27 protein-coding genes and 1 pseudogene are annotated in these 26,654 nt (G+C 49.8%); 14 read left to right on the top strand and 14 right to left on the bottom strand.

All coding sequences use genetic code 11. The features are described from left to right. Positions 1-29: 29 nt before the first annotated feature. Complete coding sequence (locus NA389_RS00910) at positions 30-368, bottom strand: antibiotic biosynthesis monooxygenase family protein (protein WP_000051812.1); 339 nt, start codon at positions 366-368, stop codon at positions 30-32. Positions 369-395: 27 nt separating this feature from the next. Next, the gene (locus NA389_RS00905) at positions 396-1,082 is read right to left on the bottom strand and encodes a B3/B4 domain-containing protein (RefSeq protein ID WP_000097259.1); all 687 of its coding nucleotides are present in this window, start codon (positions 1,080-1,082) and stop codon (positions 396-398) included. Positions 1,083-1,125: 43 nt separating this feature from the next. Between NA389_RS00905 and NA389_RS00900 the strand changes: the two genes are divergently transcribed. Then, positions 1,126-1,728, top strand: coding sequence for a helix-turn-helix domain-containing protein (locus tag NA389_RS00900; protein ID WP_000163368.1), 603 nt, complete (start codon positions 1,126-1,128; stop codon positions 1,726-1,728). Between the two features lie 85 nt (positions 1,729-1,813). On the opposite strand, the gene NA389_RS00895 is transcribed toward NA389_RS00900, so the two are convergent. Continuing rightward, positions 1,814-2,845, bottom strand: a complete 1,032-nt coding sequence (locus tag NA389_RS00895; protein ID WP_000493666.1) for a mechanosensitive ion channel family protein — start codon at positions 2,843-2,845, stop codon at positions 1,814-1,816. 238 nt (positions 2,846-3,083) lie between these two features. Between NA389_RS00895 and NA389_RS00890 the strand changes: the two genes are divergently transcribed. Beyond that, entirely contained in the window at positions 3,084-3,338 is a 255-nt protein-coding gene (locus NA389_RS00890; protein WP_000605645.1) for a DUF2534 family protein, read from the top strand. A 54-nt stretch (positions 3,339-3,392) separates the two neighbouring features. On the opposite strand, the gene uspE is transcribed toward NA389_RS00890, so the two are convergent. From uspE to ogt, 3 genes are all read right to left on the bottom strand, one after another. Next, positions 3,393-4,340, bottom strand: coding sequence for a universal stress protein UspE (uspE, locus tag NA389_RS00885; RefSeq protein ID WP_001262138.1), 948 nt, complete (start codon positions 4,338-4,340; stop codon positions 3,393-3,395). Between the two features lie 150 nt (positions 4,341-4,490). Next, on the bottom strand, positions 4,491-5,243 hold the full coding sequence (fnr, locus tag NA389_RS00880) for a fumarate/nitrate reduction transcriptional regulator Fnr (RefSeq protein ID WP_000611914.1): 753 nt from the start codon (positions 5,241-5,243) through the stop codon (positions 4,491-4,493). A 195-nt stretch (positions 5,244-5,438) separates the two neighbouring features. Further along, the gene (ogt, locus tag NA389_RS00875) at positions 5,439-5,954 is read right to left on the bottom strand and encodes a methylated-DNA--[protein]-cysteine S-methyltransferase (protein ID WP_000945034.1); all 516 of its coding nucleotides are present in this window, start codon (positions 5,952-5,954) and stop codon (positions 5,439-5,441) included. Positions 5,955-6,211: 257 nt separating this feature from the next. Here ogt and smrA point away from each other — a divergent pair, with 257 nt between their 5' ends. From smrA to dbpA, 5 genes are all read left to right on the top strand, one after another. Further along, positions 6,212-6,775, top strand: a complete 564-nt coding sequence (gene smrA, locus NA389_RS00870) for a DNA endonuclease SmrA (RefSeq protein ID WP_001046799.1) — start codon at positions 6,212-6,214, stop codon at positions 6,773-6,775. 410 nt (positions 6,776-7,185) lie between these two features. Further along, the gene (locus NA389_RS00865) at positions 7,186-8,340 is read left to right on the top strand and encodes a methyl-accepting chemotaxis protein (RefSeq protein ID WP_000945612.1); all 1,155 of its coding nucleotides are present in this window, start codon (positions 7,186-7,188) and stop codon (positions 8,338-8,340) included. A gap of 145 nt (positions 8,341-8,485) precedes the next feature. Beyond that, positions 8,486-9,469 carry a zinc transporter ZntB gene (gene zntB, locus NA389_RS00860; RefSeq protein ID WP_000387370.1) on the top strand — a complete coding sequence of 328 codons (984 nt, stop codon included), beginning with the start codon at positions 8,486-8,488 and terminating at the stop codon, positions 9,467-9,469. Between the two features lie 275 nt (positions 9,470-9,744). Further along, positions 9,745-9,927, top strand: a complete 183-nt coding sequence (gene ynaL / locus NA389_RS00855; RefSeq protein WP_015405931.1) for a proline-rich small protein YnaL — start codon at positions 9,745-9,747, stop codon at positions 9,925-9,927. 28 nt (positions 9,928-9,955) lie between these two features. Beyond that, the gene (gene dbpA, locus NA389_RS00850; protein WP_000123694.1) at positions 9,956-11,329 is read left to right on the top strand and encodes an ATP-dependent RNA helicase DbpA; all 1,374 of its coding nucleotides are present in this window, start codon (positions 9,956-9,958) and stop codon (positions 11,327-11,329) included. A gap of 43 nt (positions 11,330-11,372) precedes the next feature. On the opposite strand, the gene ttcA is transcribed toward dbpA, so the two are convergent. Continuing rightward, positions 11,373-12,308 carry a tRNA 2-thiocytidine(32) synthetase TtcA gene (ttcA, locus tag NA389_RS00845; protein ID WP_001156214.1) on the bottom strand — a complete coding sequence of 312 codons (936 nt, stop codon included), beginning with the start codon at positions 12,306-12,308 and terminating at the stop codon, positions 11,373-11,375. A 51-nt stretch (positions 12,309-12,359) separates the two neighbouring features. Next, positions 12,360-12,566, bottom strand: a pseudogene (locus NA389_RS00840) (tyrosine-type recombinase/integrase); the annotation flags it as partial. Between the two features lie 429 nt (positions 12,567-12,995). Here NA389_RS00840 and NA389_RS00835 point away from each other — a divergent pair. Further along, on the top strand, positions 12,996-14,828 hold the full coding sequence (locus NA389_RS00835) for a DUF4765 family protein (RefSeq protein ID WP_001223407.1): 1,833 nt from the start codon (positions 12,996-12,998) through the stop codon (positions 14,826-14,828). Positions 14,829-15,102: 274 nt separating this feature from the next. Continuing rightward, positions 15,103-15,441, top strand: a complete 339-nt coding sequence (locus NA389_RS00830; RefSeq protein ID WP_000159242.1) for an SMR family transporter — start codon at positions 15,103-15,105, stop codon at positions 15,439-15,441. Positions 15,442-15,493: 52 nt separating this feature from the next. Here the strand turns inward: NA389_RS00830 and uspF are convergent, their stop codons facing one another. The 3 genes from uspF to NA389_RS00815 all read right to left on the bottom strand — a co-directional run bounded on the left by uspF (position 15,494) and on the right by NA389_RS00815 (position 20,306). Beyond that, positions 15,494-15,928: a universal stress protein UspF gene (gene uspF / locus NA389_RS00825; protein ID WP_001082296.1), complete on the bottom strand. Its 435-nt coding sequence runs from the start codon at positions 15,926-15,928 to the stop codon at positions 15,494-15,496. Positions 15,929-16,409: 481 nt separating this feature from the next. Further along, positions 16,410-19,934: a pyruvate:ferredoxin (flavodoxin) oxidoreductase gene (nifJ, locus tag NA389_RS00820; RefSeq protein WP_001193244.1), complete on the bottom strand. Its 3,525-nt coding sequence runs from the start codon at positions 19,932-19,934 to the stop codon at positions 16,410-16,412. Between the two features lie 60 nt (positions 19,935-19,994). After that, positions 19,995-20,306, bottom strand: coding sequence for a hypothetical protein (locus NA389_RS00815; protein WP_031607689.1), 312 nt, complete (start codon positions 20,304-20,306; stop codon positions 19,995-19,997). Between NA389_RS00815 and NA389_RS00810 the strand changes: the two genes are divergently transcribed. Further along, complete coding sequence (locus NA389_RS00810) at positions 20,210-20,476, top strand: putative hemolysin (protein WP_001200684.1); 267 nt, start codon at positions 20,210-20,212, stop codon at positions 20,474-20,476. The genes NA389_RS00815 and NA389_RS00810 overlap by 97 nt on opposite strands. A gap of 43 nt (positions 20,477-20,519) precedes the next feature. On the opposite strand, the gene hslJ is transcribed toward NA389_RS00810, so the two are convergent. Next, positions 20,520-20,930: a heat shock protein HslJ gene (hslJ, locus tag NA389_RS00805; protein WP_000725237.1), complete on the bottom strand. Its 411-nt coding sequence runs from the start codon at positions 20,928-20,930 to the stop codon at positions 20,520-20,522. A gap of 110 nt (positions 20,931-21,040) precedes the next feature. Next, a complete protein-coding gene (gene ldhA / locus NA389_RS00800; protein ID WP_000762206.1) occupies positions 21,041-22,030 on the bottom strand; it encodes a D-lactate dehydrogenase in 990 nt (329 codons plus the stop codon). A 266-nt stretch (positions 22,031-22,296) separates the two neighbouring features. Here ldhA and NA389_RS00795 point away from each other — a divergent pair, with 266 nt between their 5' ends. The 4 genes from NA389_RS00795 to NA389_RS00780 all read left to right on the top strand — a co-directional run bounded on the left by NA389_RS00795 (position 22,297) and on the right by NA389_RS00780 (position 26,048). After that, positions 22,297-24,933 carry a YdbH family protein gene (locus NA389_RS00795; RefSeq protein ID WP_000677022.1) on the top strand — a complete coding sequence of 879 codons (2,637 nt, stop codon included), beginning with the start codon at positions 22,297-22,299 and terminating at the stop codon, positions 24,931-24,933. Then, positions 24,933-25,124, top strand: a complete 192-nt coding sequence (locus tag NA389_RS00790) for a YnbE family lipoprotein (protein WP_000784063.1) — start codon at positions 24,933-24,935, stop codon at positions 25,122-25,124. The genes NA389_RS00795 and NA389_RS00790 overlap by 1 nt, the downstream gene beginning before the upstream one ends. Positions 25,125-25,131: 7 nt before the next feature. Beyond that, positions 25,132-25,455, top strand: a complete 324-nt coding sequence (locus NA389_RS00785) for a YdbL family protein (protein ID WP_000760414.1) — start codon at positions 25,132-25,134, stop codon at positions 25,453-25,455. A 143-nt stretch (positions 25,456-25,598) separates the two neighbouring features. Beyond that, the gene (locus NA389_RS00780; protein ID WP_001551828.1) at positions 25,599-26,048 is read left to right on the top strand and encodes a GFA family protein; all 450 of its coding nucleotides are present in this window, start codon (positions 25,599-25,601) and stop codon (positions 26,046-26,048) included. On the opposite strand, the gene azoR is transcribed toward NA389_RS00780, so the two are convergent. Continuing rightward, the gene (gene azoR / locus NA389_RS00775; RefSeq protein ID WP_000048924.1) at positions 26,045-26,650 is read right to left on the bottom strand and encodes an FMN-dependent NADH-azoreductase; all 606 of its coding nucleotides are present in this window, start codon (positions 26,648-26,650) and stop codon (positions 26,045-26,047) included. The genes NA389_RS00780 and azoR overlap by 4 nt on opposite strands. Positions 26,651-26,654 lie beyond the last annotated feature (4 nt).

Below are 26,654 nucleotides of genomic sequence, written 5' to 3'. Positions count from 1 at the left end.
CCCCCACATTTAATACATATACTATTGCATCACGCATAAGGAACTGAAAATGATGCCAGCGGATGGGGCAGGTTAACGTTATGGCACCCCTGAATTTCTGCAATAATCGTCTGGTAACCGGAAAGCCACTTATGACTTTGTGATTTGGCCTGCTGGTGCTGTAAATTATTTATCAATAGCTCCATTGATTCGCGGGTCTGCCAGTAATAATTATTAACCATTCTTCCGCTGGCGGCATCGGTATAGCTTTCCATCCCAATATAGCCATCAATAGACTGCGTATAGCGCTCAATCCAGCCATCCAGTTGATAAAACTCTTCGTCGTACTCTTTTTTTTCGAAAATAAAACTTGTCAGAAACAGCGACATGGTATTTCTCCTGTTACGCAATATCAATCAGACACCCATCAACGTGGATTCAAAACGTAAACCTGGCATCATTTTTTCAAGGCCGTCAGTCAGCATGTTTCCTGCCGCGTACAATTCATCAACCGGCATTTCCGGCAAGCTTTCAAGGATAAACCACATCGCTTTATCTGAAGCGCTTAGTCGGGTACGTACTCCCTGACGCCAGTTCCAGCGCCGACAGGTGACGCCTCTGTCATCGCGCCAGATAACTTCGCCCGGTTCTGGCGACTCGGTGACGGGTTGTCCTTCTTTCAGGGTATCAAATGTTTCACTTCCGTCTGCGAAAACCAGCCGCGGCGATCCACAATAAGCCGCGCTATTTTCGCCGCCTACCGGTACGGCATAGCGCAGGCTCACGGCGTTATAAAGGTCAACAACCGGGTCCAGCGACGCCATTGTTCCATCCTTCAACACGCGTTTTCGTAGCGCTTCAGCCGAGCAGGGGGGGCGCTTTGGTTTTGCGCCGAATGCTTTAAACACTGCATTCCAGGCGTCTATATGCGCCTGTGCCCACGCCGGTTGTCCGTTGATTACGGCCTGACAGGCCTCTTTTAACGCGATTTCTCCGACCTGCGCATCGCGAACCGGAGCGGCAATAACATTAATACTTAATGCACGAAAGCCGGGAGCGATACGGGCCAGTTCCGGGCTGATTGACGGTAACATAGAAGACATCGCATAATCCTGTAATGACTATTTTCTTCTATGATATCGACCAATGACCAAAAAAGTCAACTTATCGACCACGGCGGGCGCCGACGTCAGCACGATAAATGAAGCTGTTTCCCAACGTATCAAACAATTTCGTAGCCAAAAAAAGATGTCGCTGGATGAGCTTGCGCGGCGTTCCGGCGTCAGTAAAGGAATGCTGGTGGAAATTGAAGGCTGTAAAGCCAATCCAAGCATTGCGCTATTATGTAAGATCGCGGCGGCAATGGGAGTGTCCGTGGCGGATTTTGTCAACGTCGCCAGCGAGCCGATGGTCCATCTTATCGACCGGGATGCTATTCCGGTGTTGTGGCGCGGCGAGAAAGGCGGCAGCGCAAAACTGATGGCGGGAACCAGCGGGCCGGATATGCTGGAACTCTGGCAATGGATAATGCATCCTGGTGAACAGTTTGAATCGGCAGGGCATCCAGCAGACACCTGTGAATTACTGTTTGTTAATCAGGGAACACTGACATTAACAGTCAACGGTAGACGCTTTATTATTCGGGAGGGCTGCTCCGCTGTAGCCAGAACCGACATGCCTCATGCCTACGTTAACGACACTAATGAGGTGCTTGAATTTACCATGACGGTGAATGAAAAGAGCCGTTGATCACCGTGAGGAAGGCGCTAACAACCCGTCATCCGGACAGAGAAGCCTCGGTGCCCGATAAGCGTTATCGGGCACCGGCTATCTTTTATTTTGTCGCAGGCGCGGTCTCCGGGTCATCGATATAGAGCGTCTGGCTTGGGAAGGCGAAGTCAGCGCCGTTTTCCTGGACAATCGCAATAATTTTCAGGTAAACATCCTGCTGTACGGCAAGCCATTCCTGCCATACTGTTGTTTTGGTAAAGCAATACACCATAATATTCAGCGAAGAGTCGGCGAATTCATTAAAATAGACCAACAGCGTCTGTTTCTGATCGATATCTCTGTGCGCCTGCAACATGTTTCTGATAGCGTCAACAATGAGGCCAATTTTGTCGGCATCTTCGTAACGTAATCCAATAACCGTTTTTATTCGACGGTTGGTCATCCGTCCCGGATTCTCAACGCTAATGGATGAAAAGACGGAATTAGGCACGTACAACGGGCGGTGGTCGAATGTGTTAATTCGCGTAATTCGCCAGCCGATTTCGGCGACCGTACCTTCGATATTTCTGTCAGGAGAACGAATCCAGTCTCCGATACTGAAGGGGCGATCGAAATAGAGCATAATACCGGAGAAAAAATTGCTCAGGACATCTTTGCCCGCCATACCAACAGCGATACCGCCGATACCGCCAAAGGTCAGCAGACCGGACAGACTCATGCCAAAATGTTCGCCATACAATAAGACAATCGCGACAATAATGGTTATTTTTATGACCCGTGCCAGAATACGGGTACTGGTGACATCTCTACCTTTATTGACCTGTGCTTTTTCAAATTGGTTAATAATCAGGAAAAGTTTTATCGTCAGAATAAGCGCAATGAGCGAGGTGCAGATAAAATCAATGACCCCGGAAGAGATAAAACGCAAATTATAATCTTCAATAGCATTATTCAGGATGCTCCCGATGGTCCCAATAATAATCGCGTAAATAAAAAACTGTGCCGCATGGAACGTGAATCCTTTCTTCCACTGTACGTTACGGCTGAGCCAAAATCTCACGACCAGCAACGCCATGCCGCAACTGAAAAGTATCGCCAGATTAAATGCGTTTTTGAGAAAAAATTCAGTGAACATTATTGTTTTCCGCTCCTTCCTACGATAACAGCTCAGAATGACCTGATTAACAGGTATTTTACCCAGGATAAACGCGTAGATCATCGATAAGTAAAAAGAAGAAATAGTGCTATTAGCTTTAATCTCAGTGGTTTACTTTTTATGTAAATACAATGTCACGTTTTATAGGGCAGACATCGCGTGATTGTCATGATATTGTTGCCATCAGGTAACAAAGCCATCTGTAAAGGACAATACTATGATCATGATGAAGCTGAAATCGGCGAAGGGGAAAAAATTTCTGTTATGCCTGCTGGCAGTGTTTATCGTTGCGGCATCGGTGGTAACGCGCGCGACTATCGGCGGTGTGATTGAGCAATATCATATTCCACTGTCCGAGTGGACAAGCTCTATGTATGCCATTCAGTCGGCAATGATTTTCGTTTACAGTCTGGTGTTCACTATTCTGCTGGCGATTCCTTTGGGGATCTATTTCCTCGGCGGAGATGAGTAACAGGAATAGGGTATTGGCCGGATGGCAGTGCCATCCGGCAGGACAGAAGAGGGATTAATCGTCCTCGTCGTCCAGTTCAACCGGTGTTTGATACTCATCAGGCTTAATGACTAACAGGTCGCAGCGCAGATGGTCAATGACCTGTTCGGCCGTGTTCCCCAGAAACGCGGCTGAGAGTCCGGTACGTCCAACGGTGCCAAGCACAACGATCCCCGCCTGGAGATGTTCGGCAAGATCCGGGATAACTTCTTCCGGCAAACCTTTTTCTACATGCGTAACTTTTTCATCGATGCTGAATTTCTGGCGCAGCGCTTTCATCGCCAGTAAATGCTGGCCTCTGATGGCGTCGTTATACACGCTGGGATCAAATTCCGGCAGCTCAATGGCAATATTGATTGGCGTAACGGGGTAGGCGCCGACCAGGTGTACTTCGGTATGATTAACCTGCTCCGCCAATTGTAAGGTCTCTTTTACCAGCTTTTCGTTGAGAGCATTGTGATAGGGCTCTTCGCTTGCCAGGTTCACGGCGACCAGGGCTTTGCCGCCCTCTGGCCACGGCTGATCTTTGACCATCCACACGGGGCTTGGGCATTTACGCAGCAAATGCCAGTCGGTAGGGGTAAAAATGACCGCTTCCAGTCGATCGTGCTGATGCGCCATTTTCAACACCAGATCGTGACTGCCGGCGATAACCTCCTGGATGATGGCCTCAAAGGGACGATTGTGCCAGACCACTTTAATTTCAATGGGGACACCGGCTTCAAGATAATATTTCGCCTGCTCACGTATCCAGGCTGTGCGTTGACTTATTACGCCCTGACGCATTGCGGTGCGTTCGTCAGGAGAAAGCAGGGTCGTCATCTCATACGAGAAATCGTAAATAGGCAGGAAAGCTTTAATTTTGCCGCCAATCCGTTGATGCAAATAAACTGCTCGCCGTAATGCGGGTTGGTCGTCCTGATTGGGATCGATGACCACCAGCATATTTTGATACATAGCCATACAGGGTCTCCTTACAACTGTCATCGCAGTTTGTAACTAAAGAGTAACTCAAATATGGTGAATGAAACAGAGGAAGCGCTTCTGCCAGATCAATAAATGAGAAAAATTTAACGATATGGCAGAAGATAACATCAATGGTTTAGCTGACGTTTAAGCGACGTTGCGGGTATGACCGGCGAGGGCCGCCAGCGCATCGCTGTTTTCAATAGTAATATACTTACCTTTCACCGCCAGCATACCGCTTTTCTGGAAACGCCCCAGCAGACGGCTAATGGTTTCGACCGTTAAGCCAAGATAGTTGCCGATATCGCCGCGGGTCATCGTCAGGCGGAATTCACGCGGTGAAAAACCACGCTGCGCAAAGCGGCGGGACAGGTTGTAAATAAACGCAGCCAGACGTTCTTCGGCGTTCTTCTTCGACAATAACAGGATCATATCCTGATCGCCTTTAATTTCACCGCTCATCAGACGCATCATTTGCTGACGCAGGTTAGGCATTTTGCCGGACAGGTCATCCAGTGTCTCAAAGGGTATTTCACATACCATTGAGGTTTCCAGCGCTTGTGCAAAGCTCGGATGATGACCGCTGCCAATGGCGTCAAAACCCACCAGGTCGCCTGCTAAATGGAATCCAGTAATCTGCTCATCGCCTTGCTCGGTAATGGTGTAGCTCTTAATCGTTCCGGAGCGGATAGCATAGAGCGATTTCAATTCATCACCTGCTTTAAACAGAGTTTGCCCTTTCTGAATGGGCTTTTTGCGCTCGATGATATTATCAAGCTGATCAAGCTCATGCTCGTTAAGTGTGAACGGGATGCAAAGCTGGCTGATACTGCAATCCTGGCAATGGATAGCACAACCGCCAGACTGAATGCGCCGTATAATTCGCTTTTCCGGGATCATAGGTCTGCTCAAGCCGTAATTGATATTTGTCAATTTTAACATCTTTTTGGTGAGCGCGTAAGTCTGAGCTATCCCGGAGAAGGAATAATTCAAGTATAAGTTTGATGAATACTTTTATCTATTTGAAAATACGTAATTTATTTGTTGTTGCTTTACATAAAAGTGTGACCGATAAGGCACTTTTTGCCTGTATATTCATAATAAAAGATAGCCTTCATGGCGTAATAGCCACTCTTTTCGCTGCACGCCACCGGCGTATCCGGTCAGAGTGCCGTTACGCCCGATGACGCGATGGCAGGGAACAACAATACTGATGGGGTTAGCGCCATTCGCAGCACCGACTGCGCGTGCGGCGCCCGGTCGTCCCAGTTGCGCCGCCAGTTGACCATAGTGCATCACCTGCCCGCAGGGGATAGCGCGCAACGCCTGCCATACTTCCCGTTGAAAAGGTGTGCCCCCCGTTGCGGTTTCCAGGGTATCAATTACGGCGAGATTGCCTGCAAAATAATCTGCAAGCTTATCGCTGAGTCCACCGGGGTTAGTCGCAGAAAGGCGTTCATAGCCTTCGTGACGGTAGTGGATATTTAGCAGTTGCTCCATACGATCGCGGTACTGTTCCCACTCAATGGCCCGCAGTCGAAACTGCTCATCGCAAACCACCCATAACGGTCCTAATGGCGTGGCTATCTTCTCTTCAAGTAATCTCAGCATCCGTTCTCTCACATCGTCTTAATCTAACGTAAGAGACAAGATATCATGCCAGGAATACCCGCAACCATACTCCTTAAAAGATAGTCAGGGATAACACATTTAGCGACAGTAATATCGTTGGCGGAGAAAAAGGGAGCCGGGCGAGGCGGTTAATTGCCTGACATTGTCGCTGTTATTGGAAATAACTGTAAACCGTTGTCGGTATAACAGGGCACGGTTATGATAACGGCAGTCGCAAAAACGCTGGAGGATGAACCATGAACCTTGACGATAAAGCGCTGTTTCTTGACGCCATGGAGGATGTCCAGCCGCTGAAACGCCATACTGATGTACACTGGCAGCCAACGCGTAATCTTAAAACGCCCCAGCGTATCGACACGCTTCAGCTTGATAATTTCCTGACGACGGGCTTTCTGGATATTCTGCCGCTGAATGAACCGCTGGAGTTTCGTCGGGAAGGATTGCAGCAGGGTGTCATCGACAAGTTACGCAGTGGGAAATATCCTCAGCAGGCCAGCCTCAATTTGTTACGCCAGCCGGTCGAAACGTGCCGAAAGATGCTGTTTCGTTTTATCCTGGAGGCGCAAAAGGAGGGGTTGCGTAATGTCCTGATCATTCATGGTAAAGGGCGAGAGGCGAAGTCGCATGCCAATATCGTCCGAAGCTATGTGGCCCGCTGGTTGACAGAGTTTGAGGATGTACAGGCTTATTGTTCGGCGCTGCCGCACCATGGCGGCGGCGGGGCATGTTATGTCGCGTTACGTAAAACGGTGCAGGCTAAACAGGATAACTGGGAGCGCCATGCGAAGCGTAGTCGGTAAATCGTTGCCGCTGGCGGGCAGGACCGCCAGCGCAAGCTCGCGCGAACCCGATTTTATGCCTGATATAACGCCTCATCCAAACGCTAAGGATTCTGCAAGAGAACGGGCGATAACGCTGTCCGCGGTAATAACACGCAGAAACAGTCATTCGCTTATTTAAGCGTCTATTAAAATATACTGGCTTTCGACTTAACTATTAAGCAGAAAATGGTGATAAGTACATCACTTGTCAATATGGATGGATGAATATCCTGGCATAGCGAATATAGGTAATTTTATCTGTTGCACTAAGGGAAATGGCGATGGTCTGGTATTGAATATGGAGAATGTCAAAGAAACGAATGGCAATAGATATCTGAAATGCTATAAAAATAAAACCTGTCTCCTATCCTGGTTGTAGGCCGTCAAAAATGTTGAGAAATATCAGCGTCAGGACATGCATTATTCTATTTATGGTATGTACGTTTCTTTTGGTGGATACTTTACAAATAGCTTTTCTGCACGATCTCCCTATTTTAATTACGTGTAATATCATTTATCTGATCTCGGCATTACTGCTTTGGTGGTATATGACCTGCTATCTGGTAGTGCCGATTAATACCGTGAAGAAAAGTATTGAAGAGGTCGCAGCAGGAAACTTGTCTATTCATATCTCCGAATTTGGCAATAATTGCGCCGGACGACTCATCCCCGGGATTAATAGCCTGTCGGAGAATATTTCCGCGCTGGTACGTGAAATCAGATCCTCTTCGCAAACGGCAATGACCCTTTCCGAACAACTGGCGGCGCGCAGTATGTCGCTATCCGTAAAGACGGAACAGCAGTCGGCCTCGTTAATTCAAACTGCCGCCAGTATGGATGAAATGGCGGCGAGTACCAAAAACAATGCGGATAATACCCGAATGGCGAGCATACAGGCGGATTGTGCAACCCAATGCGCCCGTAAAGGCGGTGAATTAATGGGGCGGGTTACAGAAAATATGCGTTCTATTACCGACTGTGCCTCGCAGATGACGGAGATTATTTCATTGATTGACGGTATCGCATTCCAGACTAATATTCTGGCGCTTAACGCGGCGGTAGAGGCTGCGCGGGCGGGCGATCATGGAAAAGGTTTCTCCGTGGTGGCCGGGGAAGTGCGTAATCTGGCGCATCGTAGCGCCGAGGCGGCAAAAAGCATCAAGGCGCTGATCGACGTTACGCATGACAATGTGCGGCAGGGGGCCGCCATAGTGCAGGAGGCTGAAAAAAATATGCAGGAGATTGTTGACGGCTCCGGGCAATTAAACGTGCTGATGAATGAAATTTCCACCACCACGCGGGAGCAGGAAAAGGGCATTAACCAGATAACCCTGGCGTTGAGCGATCTGGAAAGCGCAACCCATAGCAATGTCTTAATGGTTGAAGCGCTATCTGCTTCTTCGGATGTTTTAAAGGCGCAGGTGATCGAGTTACAGACTAAAACCGACAAATTTCGTTTAAGCCAGCCGGGTTACAGTGAACATGCGCTGACGCGCTCTCATGTATCATCTCTTTCGACCATCACCAGGCGCGGCCAGGCCTGATAATACATGTTTGGTAAGCGCCTGTTGCTAAGGCGCTTTTTCCGCACGTTCCCGTCATTCTTTTTGCGCAATGAGAAAATGAGAGATTGCTTAACCTTTCCCGAAAGCTAGACTAACGGCATGAGAGTTGTAACGTGGAGGCTCTGTGGAAGCCATTAAGGGATCGGATGTGAACGTGCCGGATGCCGTTTTCGCATGGCTACTGGATGGTCGTGGTGGAGTAAAACCGCTCGAAGATAATGATGTGATCGATAGTCAGCATCCCTGTTGGCTACATCTTAATTATACCCACCCGGACAGCGCCCGCTGGTTGGCTTCAACGCCTTTACTCCCCAATAACGTGCGTGATGCGCTGGCTGGTGAAAGCTCGCGCCCGCGCGTAAGTCGTTTGGGGGAAGGGACGCTCATTACGCTGCGCTGTATTAATGGCAGTACTGACGAGCGCCCGGATCAATTAGTGGCAATGCGTTTATATATGGACGAGCGATTCATTGTGTCTACCCGTCAGCGAAAGGTTCTGGCGCTGGACGATGTGGTCAGTGATTTGCAGGAGGGCACCGGGCCCGTAGATTGCGGCGGCTGGTTAGTGGATGTGTGCGATGCGTTAACCGATCACGCCAGTGAATTTATTGAAGAGCTACACGATAAAATTATCGATCTGGAAGATAATCTTCTCGACCAGCAAATCCCACCGCGCGGTTTCCTCGCATTGCTACGTAAACAGCTAATTGTTATGCGTCGCTATATGGCGCCGCAGCGCGACGTCTATGCCCGGCTTGCGAGTGAACGGCTGCCGTGGATGAGCGACGATCACCGGCGCAGAATGCAGGATATCGCCGACAGGCTGGGAAGGGGGTTGGATGAAATTGACGCTTGTATCGCGCGTACTGGCATCATGGCGGATGAAATTGCCCAGGTGATGCAGGAGTCTCTGGCGCGCAGAACTTATACCATGTCGCTTATGGCGATGGTTTTTCTGCCCAGCACCTTTTTAACAGGGTTATTTGGCGTTAACCTGGGCGGTATTCCTGGCGGCGGATGGCGGTTCGGCTTTTCTCTGTTTTGTATTCTGTTAGTTGTCCTGATCGGTGGTGTTACTTTATGGTTGCATCGCAGTAAATGGTTGTAACAAAAGCGCTTTTCAGACCATTTCGTATGAAAAAACGCCGAGAAATTTGAGCGAAGTCAATAAACCATCTACCTATTCGGGGCAATATCTCTCTCGCAGGTGAATGCAACGTCAAGCGATGGGCGTTGCGCTCCATATTGTCTTACTTCCTTTTTTGAATTACTGCATAGCACAATTGATTCGTACGACGCCGACTTAGATTAGTCGGCTTTTTTTTGCCTGTAGAATATCTGCGTCTACCCTTTAAGAGTCTGAATGACATTCTGGAGGGTAATATGAGCTGTCTTTTGACCTTATTATATCTACACTCGTCCTTGTCGGACCCGATTCCCACTGACCCTGTTCCCATTCCTGAGCCGCTTCCCCGTCCTCAGCCGATGCCCGACCCGCCGCCGGACGAAGAACCGATTAAAATGTCGCATCAAACGCGCGGATCTGCGAGGATACGCGCCTGCTGACTATGAGTCGTTACCGCGAGAGTAAATTGTGACCGCTTTTTCAACCCTGAATGTTTTGCCCGCCGCCCAGCTCAATAACCTTACTGAGCTGGGCTATCTTGAGATGACGCCTGTTCAGGCCGCAGCATTACCCGTCATTCTGGCGGGAAATGATGTGCGTGTGCAGGCCAGGACCGGTAGCGGCAAAACGGCGGCGTTTGGTCTTGGGCTCTTGCATCGAATTGATGTCACTCTGTTCCAGACACAGGCATTAGTGCTGTGTCCGACGCGGGAGCTGGCGGATCAGGTTGCCGGAGAGTTACGTCGCCTGGCCCGTTTTCTGCCAAATACCAAAATTCTGACCTTGTGTGGCGGGCAACCCTTTGGCGCACAGCGCGACTCGCTTCAGCACGCTCCGCATATCATTGTCGCGACGCCGGGGCGCCTGCTGGATCATTTACAAAAAGAAACCGTATCGCTGGATGCGCTGCACATTCTGGTAATGGATGAAGCAGACCGAATGCTGGACATGGGATTCAGTGACGCCATTGATGAGGTGATCCGCTTTGCGCCTGAGACGCGCCAGACGTTATTGTTTTCAGCAACCTGGCCTGACGCCATTGCGGCGATTAGCGGTCGTGTACAGCAGCAGCCAATACGTATTGAAATCGATACGGTAGATGCGCTACCGGCTATCGAACAACAGTTCTTCGAAACGTCTGCGCATGAAAAAATTTCGCTGCTACAAACGTTGCTTAGCCAGCATCAGCCAGCGTCCTGCGTGGTGTTTTGCAATACCAAAAAAGATTGTCAGGCCGTTTGTGATGCGCTTAATGCGGTAGGACAAAGCGCGTTGGCGCTCCACGGCGATCTGGAACAACGCGACCGCGACCAGACGTTGGTGCGTTTTGCAAATGGCAGCGCGCGCATTCTGGTTGCCACCGACGTTGCCGCGCGAGGGTTAGACATTAAATCGCTCGAACTGGTGGTTAACTATGAGCTGGCCTGGGACCCGGAGGTGCATGTCCATCGTATTGGCCGTACGGCGCGCGCGGGAAGTAGCGGTCTGGCGATCAGTTTCTGCGCGCCGGAAGAGGCGCAGCGGGCAAATATTCTTTCAGAAATGCTGCAACTCAAACTGAACTGGCTGAATGCGCCCGCCCGGCAGTCGTTGCTCCCTCTGGCCGCAGAGATGGCTACCCTATGTATTGACGGCGGCAAAAAAGCGAAAATGCGTCCGGGAGATATTTTAGGCGCGCTGACCGGCGATATTGGATTAGACGGGGCGGATATCGGCAAAATTAACGTGCATCCCATGCACGTTTACGTCGCCGTACGTCAAGCAGTAGCGCAAAAAGCCTGGAAGCAGTTGCAAAACGGAAAGATCAAAGGCAAGTCATGCCGGGTACGGCTATTAAAATGATCGATAGTATGGCGTCTCAGCGGAGTGCTGAGACGCCTGCAGATTATTTCACTTCGATAACATCAAGCCGCAACGCCTCTAAGGAGGTGTCATCTTCTTCCGGCTGCCAGCCAGCGGGCTGCAAGGGAATCTCTTCACGATCGAACGCTAAATCGCCGCCGTCGACGGCCTCGGAACCGTGAGTGATCCCTTTGAAATCGAACAGGTTAGTGTCACAAAGGTGAGACGGCACGACATTCTGCATGGCGCTAAACATCGTCTCGATCCGTCCAGGATAGCGCTTATCCCAGTCGCGTAGCATGTCGGCAATCACCTGGCGTTGCAGGTTGGGTTGCGAACCGCACAGATTACAAGGAATGATAGGAAAGGCTTTGGCCTCAGCAAAACGGACAATATCTTTCTCGCGGCAGTAAGCCAGCGGGCGGATCACAATATGTTTGCCGTCATCGCTCATCAGCTTCGGCGGCATCCCTTTCATTTTTCCGCCATAGAACATATTCAGAAACAGGGTTTGCAGAATATCGTCGCGATGGTGGCCCAGGGCGATTTTGGTCGCGCCTAATTCAGTCGCCGTACGATACAGGATACCCCGACGCAAACGCGAGCACAGCGAGCAGGTGGTTTTTCCTTCCGGAATCTTTTCTTTCACAATGCCATAGGTGTTTTCTTCGACGATTTTATATTCTACGCCCAGCTGCTCAAGGTAGGCTGGCAGGATATGCTCCGGAAAACCTGGCTGCTTTTGATCGAGGTTGACGGCGACCAGTGAAAAATTGATCGGAGCGCTTTGCTGCAAATTACGTAAAATTTCCAGCATCGTATAGCTATCTTTGCCGCCAGAAAGGCAAACCATAATGCGATCGCCTTCTTCAATCATATTAAAATCGGCAATCGCTTCGCCAACGTTACGGCGCAGGCGCTTTTGCAACTTGTTCAGGTTGTATTGTTCTTTCTTTGTATTCTTTTGAATTTCTTGCATTATTTCAGTTCTCTGGTACTAAATGGGGCAAATTGGGGGCAAACTTTGCAACTACGATAACCGCGCATTCAACATCGCTACCTGTTCGTCGTTCATGTCATCAATCCACATACCGTAAATTTCATACACCATCTGCGCAGTTTCATGCCCCATTTGGCCGGCTATAAATGCCGGGTTCGCTCCTGCCGTCAACAGCCAGCAGGCAAAAGTATGTCGCGTATGGTACGGATTACGGCGACGAATGCCAGCACGTTTTAATAGAGATAGTACCTTCGGATATTGTCAACTGTATACATCATGCAGCCAGGTCCGTTAAGAAGTGACGGGCTCAACTGAAATTCAGGCGCTGCTGCGTCCTGATGATGGTACGTTTCAAGTGGTTCCGTGGGGTGAACCGGGACAGGTGTAAAATGATATTCGGCACACCCTTTTTGCTCTTTTATTGGTGATATAAAATACGGTATCAGTATTTTATTATCTACTAAGATAGTGCAGAGTGTTTAATTATCGTTGGGTAAGATCAGTTTACCGTATACTATTTAAAATTTTCTTGCCTATTCTGGTGGTCGTATTGAATTAAAAATAGCCTGTTTCATATGTACAGTTCAGACAAATTATTTGCGATGAGAATTGCTACCTGATATCTACATCTTATGATGTATACCATAATTCTGGCTGGAGAACGTAATGCGTATAACAGTAAGTGATATATCAACCAGAGAATCACAGCGGACGGTACAGATACAAGCTATCAGAAGTTGGGATACCATACCGTACCTTTCAATGTTGGATGGACTTTATCAGGACGATATCTTTCATGAGCAAATATCTAATTTACCAGAAGAATATATTAAGCTGGATGAGATGGCCAAAGATGAAGAAAAGAACAGCTTAAATATTTATGAATTCTTCTTTGAGCCAACACATGAAATTATATGTGAAGAAATCCAATCAACATTGGATTTTTATTATTCAAATAGCGCAACCTTCCGTAGGCTGGTTAATTATAAAGTAGAGCGCAGTATCAATGACGATGTAGATACCAATAAATGCGAGGTAAAGATATCTCTAAATTACAGTTACGAAAATATTGATGGGGGGCGAGGATGTTTATCGCTTCCATTTGATCAAAACGGCTATCCAATCCCCCCTGACTTTCACAACTGTGTAAATGGAATCACATCAAAAAAATTGTTGTTAGATCTATTTCTAAAACATATTTTGCACGATCATTTAAATGCAAGCGGTGAAGTTGCAAACGTTTACGCCAATGTTATTTATAAAGAGATTGATCCCGCTGCAATTGCACATACATCGTCGTGTTTTTCTCAGGTAACGATGAGTGGTGAACATGAGCTATTTAATGTAGATAGCGTAACTGTTCCACCTAAAAGCACTGAGCAAATTATATTTGAGGGAAAGGAAATTCAAAAGCAAATTTTCTTATCTTCTCATAGCCGCAATCATCTTCAGCCAGTAACCATTCATAAAATGGACAGGAGTATTAAAAACATTGCAGTAACTGGTTTGTTATTATCATCAAGATTAGCAGTAACATCTGGTGATTATAGGATAAAAAATGGTAATTCAGAGGGTGAGAATGATTTTTTACCCGTTAAAGAATTACAGAGATATGAAAGGGCTCTCCCGGAGGATCATCCTGCCCCAACTACGGAGCCTAACCTGGCAGGTAAGGTGTTAGATGGCCTATTTGAACACGTTACATCTATGGCAGGGGGACGCTACAGAAAACAAGCCTCATATCCACCGCTGTCATCGGAAGCGCCTAATACGATAAAATATGGCGACAGAGAGCTCGTTTTAACTAAAGAACCCGGTTCAGAAACGTATCAGGCAACCTGTTCGGATAGCGGAAAAAATTCAGCCATGACATTTTACCGATCTTCTGATGGAAGATTTTATCAGGCGTCAGGGCTGAAAGGTGGGGGGCTTATTCGCCATATTGATAAGCCTTATTCAGAGTTAAGAGAAGGAGACACGGGTTATGATGAAGAGCTTCTGGATATTACGGATGATTCCCCCTTACTGGAAGATATACTGGCCTCTCTGTCAGAAGATTTATACCCTACATCAGAAGAAAATGTACAAAGTATTTATAAGAAATACCAGAGTGGGGATGCTGCAGCAGGGGAGACTGAAGTTGTATTATGCCGAGGTACAATAGGTCCGCAGGCTGAAAATATTGTTAGTTTTAAAACAGCAGGCGGTATTGAGGGGGGCGATGTAGAGGTATTGCCTGTCTCTGCTGAAATAGCCAAAGAGCAGGTTCGAAGTGGAAGAATCGTACCTGAATATACCACCGATCTTAGTGTTGCCGACAGGTTCAGCAGGGAGCATTATCTTATTATCGTTAGGGTAAAAGTCAAATATCTTACACGAGGTAGTGTCAGTGAAAGTGGCTGGGTTATGCCAAAAAACACACCAGTGGACCCTGTTGGTATAATTGACAGGACATATGGTAAAGCAGAAAATACGGGGCAGGCAAACGCTTCTAAGTAATCATAAATCCTGAACAAGTTTATTGTTGTTATCTCTCGTGTATGAAAGATTGCTTTTATACTTTAAATAATTCGAGTTGCAGGAAGGCGGCAAGCGAGCGGATCCCCAGGAGCTTACTCAAGTAAGTGACTGGGGTAAGGGAACGCAGCCGCAGCACATGCAACCTGAAGTATGTTATGGCAAGATACGCAATGGTTCAAAAGCGTCTTTATTCTGTCATCCGTATTAATTAAGATGTCATCACGCTCAGAAAAATATCGGAACGAAGAGATGTATGACTAAAGAAGCTGTAATCTTTCTATTTATCGCCATCGTGGTAGAAGTTATCGCCACGATCTCATTAAAATTATCGGATAGTTTTACGCGTCTGGTACCGAGCCTCGTTACCATCATCGGATATTGTATCGCGTTCTGGTGCCTTACCATCCCAATGCGAACCATCCCTGCTGGTATCATTTATGCCATTTGGTCTGGGGTAGGGATTGTTCTTATTGGATTGATAGGATGGTTGTTTCTTGGCCAAAAACTGGATGTGCCGGCTATTATTGGCATGTTGCTTATCATCTGCGGCGTAATCGTAATCAATCTGTTTTCAAAAAGCGTCAGTCACTAGGCGATGATGATGGTTGATTTGAGCCCGCACTCTCTTATGCGGGCTCGGGTATTTAGCGCACCACCAGTACGGAGCATTCCGCATGACGCACAACGGCTGCGGCGTTGGAACCCAACAGATAGGTAGTAATATCCGGGCGATGCGAGGCGATAATCACCATATCGGCCGGTAATTTTTTTGCCATTTCCAGAATCTTATCTTTAGGAGAGCCTTCTGCAACGTGCGCCTGCACGCGGTCCGCAGGAAGGTTGAATTTCTTGATAATCGCTTCCAGTTGAGATTTGGCTTCGGCTTTCAAATCGTCCATTGCGGGGAGCTCTGCTGAATAAGCCAGTCCCAGTGAAGCGTAATAGGGCAAAGACGGGATTACAGTCAAAAAGTGCACTTTAGCGTCGTCAATCTTTGCTTCGGCTTCAACATGTGAAATCACGCGTTGAGTTAATTCTGAATCTGAAATATCGATGGGTACAAGAATCGTTCTGTTCATAAAACCTCCTGTTTAAGTATCCACTGAAATTCTACTCCCTAAAGGCACTTTATGTACAATGACATACGTCACATTTTAGGTGCTGCTCCACGATACTCTGCGGGGACTACCAACAGGGGAGGACGGCGTAATATTAAGCGCATTCCCCGTAAATAATCAGCGAGTTGACGTTAAAACGTTATTTCTGCCTTGTCAGGAAAGACCTAAAAAGAGATGTTACCGTTTAATTCAATAATTAATGAAATAATTCGCAGTGAAATAGATATAATTTATACGAATGCTTTTGGGAGTATTATACGAAATAAAAATTATACAATATCATTCGGTTACGATATTCTACGCCTGTTATATGCCTTTATTGTCACATATTCATTTTGTCGCTGGGCCATTGCGTTAACCTTTGCTTTCCAGCGTATAAATTGACAAGCCCGAACGGATGTTCGGGCTTTTTTTGTTTCCAGGTTAATCCTTAGAATATTTTTTAATCTGCGCCGGGTTTTTCCGCTTTTCCTGCCAGCAAGGCAAGAAAGTCATAGCGTTTTTGCAAATCCAATGCGGCATCTTGCCATAATTGTTCAGCTACTTCAGGCTGTTGCGCATTCAGGCGACGGAAACGCTGTTCATTAAGCAACGTTTCCGCCAGGGCATCAGACGGTGGCCGAGAGTCCAGCGCCAACGGCGGCTTGCCTTCATCCGCACGGCGGGGATCAAAGCGGTATAACGGCCAGAAACCGGTCGCCGTTAACTGGCGCATCTGGTCATGGCTTAGCGCCAGATCGTAACCATGTTCCTCACAGGGGCTATAGGCAATGATCAGCGACGGTCCTGGCCAGGCTTCGGCCTCCTGGATGGCTTTCACCGTCTGGTTTAACTGCGCGCCCAGCGAAATTTGCGCGACATAAACATGACCATACATCATCATGCTGACGCCAAGATCTTTACGGGCTTTACGCTTGCCATGTTCGCCAAACTTAGTGACGGCGCCAAGCGGCGTCGCCTTCGACGCCTGGCCGCCAGTATTGGAATAACACTGCGTATCCAGAACCAGAATATTGACATTCTCCGTCAGGCTTAACACATGGTCTAAACCGCCAAAGCCGATGTCGTATGCCCAACCATCGCCGCCAATCAGCCAGATTGATTTTTCTACCAGCGCATCAGCATCCTTTAACAGTTCCTCTGCGCCCGCAACCGATTTCAGATGTTGGCGTAATGCGGCGACCTGTTCACGCCGAACGTCAGGCGTTGCTTTGGCATGCAGCGCATCGTTTAATTCCGCCGGAATGCGATCGGCGAATTGCGCCAGTAAACGCATGACGCGCGCCCTGTGCTGATCCACACTCAGACGGAAACCGAGGCCAAATTCCGCGTTATCTTCAAATAACGAATTCGCCCATGCCGGGCCGCGTCCGTTGGCATCGGTGGTATAAGGCGTTGAGGGCAAATTACCGCCGTAAATAGAGGAACACCCCGTGGCGTTAGCGATTAACATTCTGTCGCCATATAACTGAGTCAGCAGTTTAATATACGGCGTTTCACCGCAGCCGGAACAGGCACCGGAATATTCAAACAGCGGTGTAATGAGCTGCGACGTGCGGATATCAATCCGTTCCAGTTTGCTGCGATCGATTTCCGGTAAGTCGAGGAAAAAGTCATAATTCACTTTCTCTTCTTCCACATGCTCAAGGCGCGACATCATGTTAATCGCCTTGATCTGTGGATTTTGCCGATCTTTAGCCGGGCAGACCTCTACGCATAAATTACAGCCAGTACAGTCTTCCGGCGCGACCTGCAGCACATATTTCTGGCCGCGCATATCGCGGGACTTCACGTCCAGCGAATGCAGACTGGCTGGCGCGTTCTCCATCGCCTGCGGGGAAACGACTTTCGCACGAATTGCCGAGTGAGGGCAGGCGGCGACGCAGTGATTACATTGTGTACACAGTTCCTCTTTCCAGACAGGAATCTCTTCGGCGATATTGCGCTTTTCCCAGCGGGTGGTGCCCATCGGCCATGTTCCGTCCGGCGGCAGGGCGGAAACAGGCAGTGCGTCGCCGAGGCCCGCCAACATGGCGGCGGTAACGGTTTTCACGAAATCCGGCGCGGCGTCGGAGACGACCGGCGGGCGATGCGCGCTGTGCGGATTAACCGCCTGCAACGGCACTTCCGCCAGCGATGCCTGCGCCAGCGCCAATGCCTGCCAGTTACGCTCAACCAGATCCTGACCCTTGCTGCTATAGCTTTTGGCAATCGCGCCCTGCAGCTCAACCAGGGCGCTATCGCCCGGAAGAATATGCGTCAGGTGGAAGAAAGCCATTTGCATGACGGTATTGATGCGGGCGCCAAGTCCACATTCGCGGGCGATTTTCGCCGCGTTAACCACGTAAAAACGCGCCTTTTTCTGATTCAACACCGCCTGAACTTCTTGCGGCAGACGCGACCAGACCTCGTCAGCGCTGTACGGCGTATTAAGCAGAAAGATACCGCCGGGCTTCAGACGCTCCGCCATCTGATATTTATCGATAAACTGTAATTGATGGCAGCCGACAAAATCCGCCTGAGCAATTAAGTAAGCGGAACGAATGGGTTTTTCGCTGACGCGCAGGTGCGATACCGTGAGCCCGCCAGCTTTTTTAGAGTCATAAACGAAATAACCTTGCGCATACCACGGCGTAGAATTACCGATAATTTTAATATTATTTTTCGTGGCGGATACGCTGCCGTCGCTTCCCAGACCGTAAAATAACGCTTCAAGTTTAGCGCTGCCGGGCAGGGTATTTTCCGGTAATGGCAGCGAGAGATTAGTGACGTCATCATAAATGCCCACCGTAAACCGTGGTTTGGGTTTCGCGCGGCTGAGTTCATTAAAGACCGCCAGTACGCACGCCGGGCCGAACTCTTTGGATGATAGCCCATAACGGCCGCCAATGGTGCGCGGTAATGTTTCGCGCTCGCCATTATTAAAGGCCTCCGCCAGTGCGGTCATCACGTCCAGATAAAGCGGCTCGGCCTGCGCGCCAGGCTCTTTGGTGCGATCGAGCACGGCGATAGCGCGAACGGTTTCCGGTAATGCCTGTAACAAGTGTTTGGCGGAGAAGGGGCGGAACAGACGGACTTTCAGAACGCCGACCTTTTCTCCGCGTATCAGTAGCTCGTCCACGACCTCTTCGCAGGTGCCGAGGGCGGAGCCCATCATAATGATGACGCGTTCAGCCTGGGGATGGCCATAATATTCAAATGGCTGGTACTGGCGGCCTGTAGCGTCGCCAAATGCCTTCATCGCCTCTTCAACATGATCATAAACGGCGTTGTACCACGGATTGGTCGCTTCGCGAGACTGGAAGTAGGTGTCCGGATTCGCTGAAGTTCCACGAATCACCGGATGTTCCGGATTCAGCGCGCGGGCGCGGTGAGCGTCGATCTCCGCCTGCGGCATCAGGTTCAGAATGGTTTCATCCGTTAGCGGTATAATTTTGTTGATTTCATGCGATGTACGGAAGCCATCAAAAAAATGAATAAACGGAACGCGGCTTTTCAGCGTAGCCCTGTGTGCGATCAGCGCAAAATCCTGCGCTTCCTGAACGCTGGCGGCACATAACATCGCGCAGCCTGTCTGGCGGACCGCCATCACATCGGAGTGGTCGCCAAAAATAGAAAGCGCGTGCGTGGCGACGGTGCGCGCGGCAACGTGCAGTACAAACGGCGTGAGCTGCCCCGCCAGTTTATACAGCGTTGGAATCATCAGCAGCAGCCCCTGCGATGATGTAAATGACGTAGAAAGCGAACCGGTTTGTAACGCACCGTGAACGGCGGCGATCGCTCCGCCTTCCGACTGCATCTCTACCACACGCGGCGTATCGCCCCAGACATTTTTAAGCCCATTACCGGCCCAGGCATCCGCTTGTTCAGCCATTGTTGAACTGGGCGTAATCGGGTAAATGGCGATAACCTCGCTGGTACGGAACGCCACCGACGCTACTGCGCCATTACCGTCAATTGTTTGCATATGACACCCTTACATTGCGCAAAAAAGAGGGACACGCATAATCGTGAGCGCATCCTGTAGTTATCCTTTTATTTTAGCAAAGCCCTTCAAGCCCCATTTTCGCTTTTGTGTCCCTGGCGGGAGGAGAATGGCGATTTCTTGCCGAAAAGACGTAAAAAATTGCCAATAAATGTTAATGAAGCGCATAAATGCGCGCTTTGCCTCTCGACGCGTCAGTTTCTGCTGCCTATTATTTAGGGCGGTGTCGTTTGGATGAATAAACAGAGGGGAGAGAAATGCGCGCAGCGTTTTGGGTGGGGGGGGCCGCGTTATTATTGTCGGCTTGCAGTAGCGAACCTGTTCAGCAGGCAACCGCGGCGCATGTTTCGCCAGGGATGAAAGCGGCGATGTCCAGCGCCGGCGAAGCGAATTGCGCTATGATTGGCGGTTCGCTTTCAGCGGCCCGGCAGCTTGATGGTTCAGTAATTGGTATGTGCGCGCTACCCAACGGCAAACGTTGTAGCGAACAGTCGCTTGCCGCCGGAAGCTGCGGGAGTTATTAAGCGCGGCGTTTCGCCTGACGCGTATAACTTTTCACTTAATGGCTTAGTGCGCTAAATCCGCCAGTTTATACATTAGCGTTGTTTCTGCCGTCGCCAGCGTTAATTGGTTCGCGGTTAAATCGACCTGTGCGCCTTTGCTGAAGAGCTCGCTGAGGGTACCGTCCAGCGCATTAAGCTTCGGATCGGCGCACATCATTCGGGTCATCGCTAAATTTTTCACTTTTAATTCGCCGTCCGACAGTTTTCCTTCGCCGGTGAATTGATTGCACATTTTGCCAGATACCGTCATGTCCTCGCCAAAGCTGAGCTCCGGGCCGGTGACCGTTTTACCGTTTACGCTTTCCAGAACAAAGCGGTGGTGCTCCAGTTGCTCGCGTTTGACGGACACTTTTCCACTGCTCACGCACCCTGTGATTATGATGCTCAGGGCGACCAGCGTGACGATTTTCTTCATTGATATTCTCTGTAATCTGATAGTTAACACTGACTATAGTAATGATATGACCGGATAGATCTTCAGGGGTTATCCGAAAATGCTCCCCTGAGCGCAGGGGAGCGACAGGATTAGAACAGCGCGTTCGGGCAGGCTTCGCCCTTCTCAAGCTGGCTTAAGTTTTGTAACGTGGTTTCAGAGATGCTGATCAGCGCTTCTGCGGTCAGGAATGCCTGGTGCCCCGTAAACAGTACGTTATGGCAGGCCGACAGACGGCGGAAAACATCATCCTGAATAACATCGTTTGACTTATCTTCAAAGAACAGGTCGCGTTCGTTTTCATACACATCCATCCCCAGCGAGCCGATTTTCTGATTCTTCAGAGCTTCGATAGCCGCCTGGGAATCAATCAGCGCGCCACGACTGGTATTAATGACCATAACGCCATTTTTCATTTGATCGAATGCCGCATGGTTCAGCAAATGGTAGTTTTCCGGCGTGAGCGGGCAGTGCAGGGAAATGACATCCGATTCGGCAAACAACGTTTGCAGATCCACATACTCGACGCCGAGGTCAAGCGCGGCGGTGCTGGGATAGGGATCAAACGCCAGTAAACGCATTCCGAAGCCTTTCAGGATACGCAGCGCGGCGACGCCGATTTTACCGGTACCAATGACGCCAGCGGTTTTTCCGTGCATGGTAAAGCCGGTCAGTCCCTCAAGGGAAAAGTTAGCGTCGCGGGTGCGTTGATAAGCGCGGTGAATACGGCGGTTCAATGTCATCATCATGCCAATCGCATGTTCAGCGACGGCTTCCGGAGAATAAGCCGGCACGCGGACCACCTGCAAACCGAGCTCTTTAGCGGCATCCAGGTCGACATTATTAAATCCGGCGCAACGCAGCGCGATGTATTTCACGCCGTGTTTTTTCAGCTCTTCCAGTACCGGTCGGCTCCCGTCGTCATTCACGAAGATACAAACTGCCTCACATCCATTGGCGGTTTTCGCCGTTTTCTCGGTCAGCAGAAAATCAAAAAACTCCAGTTCAAAACCGAACGCTTCGTTCACTTGCTGTAGATATTTCTTGTCATACTGTTTGGTACTATAGACGGCGAGTTTCATATGACCTTCTCCAGTGATGTTAGAATCACACAAATATACTTAAAATTATCTTACAAAAAATCAAAAATAATTGATAGTCATACATATAATGAATAATTTTAGGTTATCATTCTCCACAACGCCTCAAATAGCCGGAGGGCGCCCCTGCAACATGCATAACGCATCACCCGCTTGCAACATGAACTATTAGGCTATGTACGGGCAATCATGCCAAAATAAAGAGATAGCCGACTGAATTTTTCGTTAAATCAGGAAATTAATGGCCCATGAAGGGTAAATATAAAGCCGCCCTTGCGCTACTGTTACTGCTGATTCTTGTCCCTCTGACGCTACTGATGACCCTCGGGCTGTGGGTTCCCACTCTGGCGGGAATTTGGCTACCCGTCGGTACCCGTATCGCTCTGGAACAAAGTCCACGCTTGACACGTCATGGGTTAGTGATTCCCGATCTTCGCTATCTGGTCAATGATTGTTCGTTAGCGCATATTACCCAGGCGGAACTGACGCATCCCAGCCGTTGGTTGCTGAATATTAAAAGCCTTAAACTGGATGCCGCGTGCCTGGCGAAACTGCCCGCTTCGGAAGCTTCTCCCGCCGCGCCGCGTACGCTGGCGCAGTGGCAGTCAATGCTGCCCAATACCTGGATTAACATTGATAATGTCATTCTCGCGCCCTGGCCGGAATGGCAGGGCAAGCTGGCGATCTCCATGACGCCGCTCATTCAGCAGATACGTTATCAGGGCGAAAAAGTAAAATTTCAAGGGCAGTTACGCGGTCAGGCATTGACGGTGAGCCAACTGGAGATCGCCGCGCTGGCCAACCAGCCTCCCGTTAGCCTGGCGGGGGAGTTTATGTTGCCGCTGGTACCGGATGGCCTGCCGGTCAGCGGTCATGCGGCAGCGACCTTGCGTCTGCCGCAGGAACCGTCGCTGGTGGATGCGGAACTGGAGTGGCGTGATAACGCCGGACAGCTCATCGTGATGGCGCGAGGTAATCCTGACCCGATTCTCGATCTCCCCTGGGCGGTAACGCGTCAGCGGCTTACCATCAGCGATGGCCGCTGGAACTGGCCATATCAGGGATTCCCCTTGAGCGGACGTCTGGCTTTTAATATCGATAACTGGCAAGCCGGGCCGGATAATGCGCGAGTCAGCGGACGCCTGAATATTCTGACCCAGGGCGATGCCGGTAAAGCGAACGCTGTACTGACTATCGGCCCGGGAAAACTCAGCATGGATAGCAGTGAGATGCCTCTACAGCTTACCGGCGAGGCTAAACAGAAGGATTTAATCTTTTATGCCGTATTGCCCGCTATGTTCCGCGGCAGTCTGGCCGATCCGCAGCTCACCTTTGCACCTGGCGCATTGCTACGCTCGCGCGGACGGGTGATTGATGCGTTAGATATTGATGAAATTCGTTGGCCGCTGGCGGGCGTTAAGGTGACGCCGCGCGGCGTTGATGGTCGATTACAGGCTATTTTACGGGCGCACGAAAATGAGATGGGCGATTTCGTTCTTCATCTTGATGGCCTGGCGAATGATTTTCTCCCTGATGCTGGTCGCTGGCGTTGGCGCTATTGGGGGCAAGGAAGCTTTACACCAATGCGCGCCCGCTGGGATATTGCCGGACAGGGCGAATGGCATGATAACACCATCAGGTTGACCAGTTTGTCCACCGGCTTTGATCAGTTGCACTATGGCGCAATGACCGTCACATCGCCAAGACTGGCGCTGAATAAACCTATTGTCTGGGTTCGCGACGCCACAACGCCGTCGCTACAGGGCGCGCTGTCTCTGGAGGCGGGAAAAACCGTATTTACCAGCGGGAGCGTGCTGCCGCCTTCTACCATTAATTTTAGCGTTGAAGGGCGCGAGCCAACCCTGTTCCAGTTTAAAGGCGACCTTCGGGCGGGGGCGATAGGGCCGGTACGGCTGAATGGGCGCTGGGATGGCGAACGCCTTCGCGGACAGGCCTGGTGGCCGAAGCAGTCGCTTATCGTTTTCCAGCCGTTGCTTCCACCAGACTGGAAAATGACGCTGCGCGAAGGCTCACTGTATGCGCAGGTGGCTTTTTCCGCCGCACAGGGGCAGGGGTTTGAAGCAGGTGGACACGGCGTGTTAAAAGGCGGTAGCGCCTGGATGCCGGATAACAAAATCAACGGCGTCGATTTCATTCTGCCATTTCGCTTCCACAACGGCGCGTGGCAATTGGGGACGCGCGGGCCCGTCTCGCTGCGTATTGCCGGGATAGTCAACCAGGTCACGGCGAAAAATATCACCGCTGATTTACAGGGCGGTTATCCCTGGAGCGAGTCGAATCCATTACTGCTAAGCGATGTCAGCGTAGACGTGCTGGGCGGTCAAATCATTATGAAACAGTTGCGAATGCCGCAGCACGACCCGGCGCTTTTGCGGGTGCAAAATATTTCATCCAGCGAATTGATTAGCGCCATAAATCCAAAGCAATTCGCCATGTCTGGTCCGGTTAGCGGCGCGCTGCCGCTGTGGCTGAACAATGAAAAATGGATAATCAAAGATGGCTGGCTTACGAATCCCGGGCCAATGACGTTGCGCATCGATAAAGATACTGCGGATGCGGTGGTGAAGGATAATGTCACGGCAGGCTCGGCGATCAACTGGTTACGTTATATGGAGATTACGCATTCGTGGACGAAAATTAACGTTGATAACCTGGGCGTACTAACGATGCAGGCGGCCATTACCGGCAAAAGCCGGGTAGATGGTAAAACCGCGATCGTTAACTTGAACTATACCCATGAAGAAAATGTGTTTACGCTGTGGCGCAGTTTGCGTTTTGGCGACAATTTACAGGCATGGCTTGAACAAAATACAGCGTTGCCGCAACCTCCTTGCCGGAAAGACAAGGACTGTGAGGATAAATAATGAAAATGAGTATTGCCATGCTGTCAGCGCTTGCGTCATTTATCGTGGTGGGCTGCACGCCACGTATTGAAGTCGCCGCGCCGGAACAGCCGATTACCATCAACATGAATGTAAAGATCGAGCATGAAATACATATCAAAGTCGATAAAGATGTTGAAGAACTCCTGAAATCACGCAGCGATCTATTCTGAGGCCATAATGAAAAAGTATTTAATGCTATGGGTGCTGACGCTGAGCTTGCTCACACCTTCTGTGTGGGCCTTAACCCTGGACGAAGCGCGCACGCAGGGCCGGGTTGGGGAAACGCTGAATGGCTATCTGGTGGCCTTAAAGAATGATGCCGAAACCCAGAAACTGGTGCTTGATATTAATCATGCCCGTCGCGCCAGTTATCAGCAGTTAGCGGATAGCAATCATCTTCCCGTGGACGAGGTGGCGAAGATGGCAGGGCAAAAACTGGTTGAGCGTGCCAGGCCGGGAGAATATGTCCAGGGAATTAATGGCAAATGGATGCGTAAATAACCGCTTTCCGACAATTTTTTTACCGCAAAATGCATTTTTATATTGGTAATTTCTGAATATGAAGGTCGTATTTATATTAGGCGAACCGGAAACGCCATTTCTATACTGTTGACTGGTATCACTATTCGCGAGAGTAACCAGGTATGACGTCTGAAAAATTATCTGCTGCCTGCCATTGTGGCAGCGTCGTGTTTACCGTTCAACTTAGCGATGGCTTTCATACCGCCAGGCGCTGCAACTGTTCGTTTTGCCGGATGCGCGGAGCGGTGGCAGTGTCTGCGCCGCTATCGGGTATTAAAGTGCTAAAAGGGCAGGATAAGCTTACCGAATATCGCTTCAATACGGGCAAGGCGGTGCATTTTTTCTGTTCGGTATGCGGGATATATACTTTTCATCAGCGCCGATCCAATCCCGAACAATATGGGGTCAATGTGGCGTGCATCGAAAATGTGTCGCCTTTTGATTTCGCCTGCGTTGAAGTCAATGATGGGGTAACGCATCCCAGCGATGGCGGCAGTAGCGGCGTGGTAGGATATTTGCGCTACGAACCGAAGAAGTCACCTCCCGTCGAAACGGGAGGCAAAAATATTTAAGCGGCCACTACGCTGTCAATCGCGGCTTTTGCATCGGCCTGAGCTTTAGCCGCCACTTCCGGCCCGTAGGCGATGCCTTCGGCAAAGACAAAATTCACGTCGGTAATACCGATAAAACCAAGGAACACTTTCAGGTAAGGCGCAATCAAATCCGTCGGGGTGTCTTTATGGATACCGCCGCGACTGGAGAGAACCACCGCGCGTTTACCGGTTACCAGACCTTCCGGGCCTTTTTCGGTATAGCGGAAAGTGATACCGGCGCGGGCAATCAGATCAAAGTAGTTTTTCAGCTGCGTCGGGATATTGAAATTGTACATCGGTGCCGCAATAACGATGACGTCGTGGGCTTTCAGTTCAGCAATGAGTTCATCAGACAGCGCCAGAGCGTCCTGCTGACGTGGCGTTAAAGGCGCATCGCCCGGACGCATCGCGCCCACCAGCTCGCCATCCAACACCGGAACAGGGTTGGCCGCCAGATCGCGGACAGTAATTTCATCTGCGACGTGTTTTTCGCGCCATTGTTCAATAAAATAGTCAGTCAACTGACCAGACTGAGAGTACCCTGCCAGAATACTGGATTTAAGAACTAATACCTTGCTCATGGGT

The sequence above is a fragment of the Salmonella sp. NW645 genome (assembly GCF_051703725.1).
In the GTDB taxonomy this organism is placed as follows: Bacteria; Pseudomonadota; Gammaproteobacteria; order Enterobacterales; family Enterobacteriaceae; genus Salmonella; species Salmonella enterica.
This window is presented reverse-complemented; position numbering and strand designations above follow the sequence as displayed.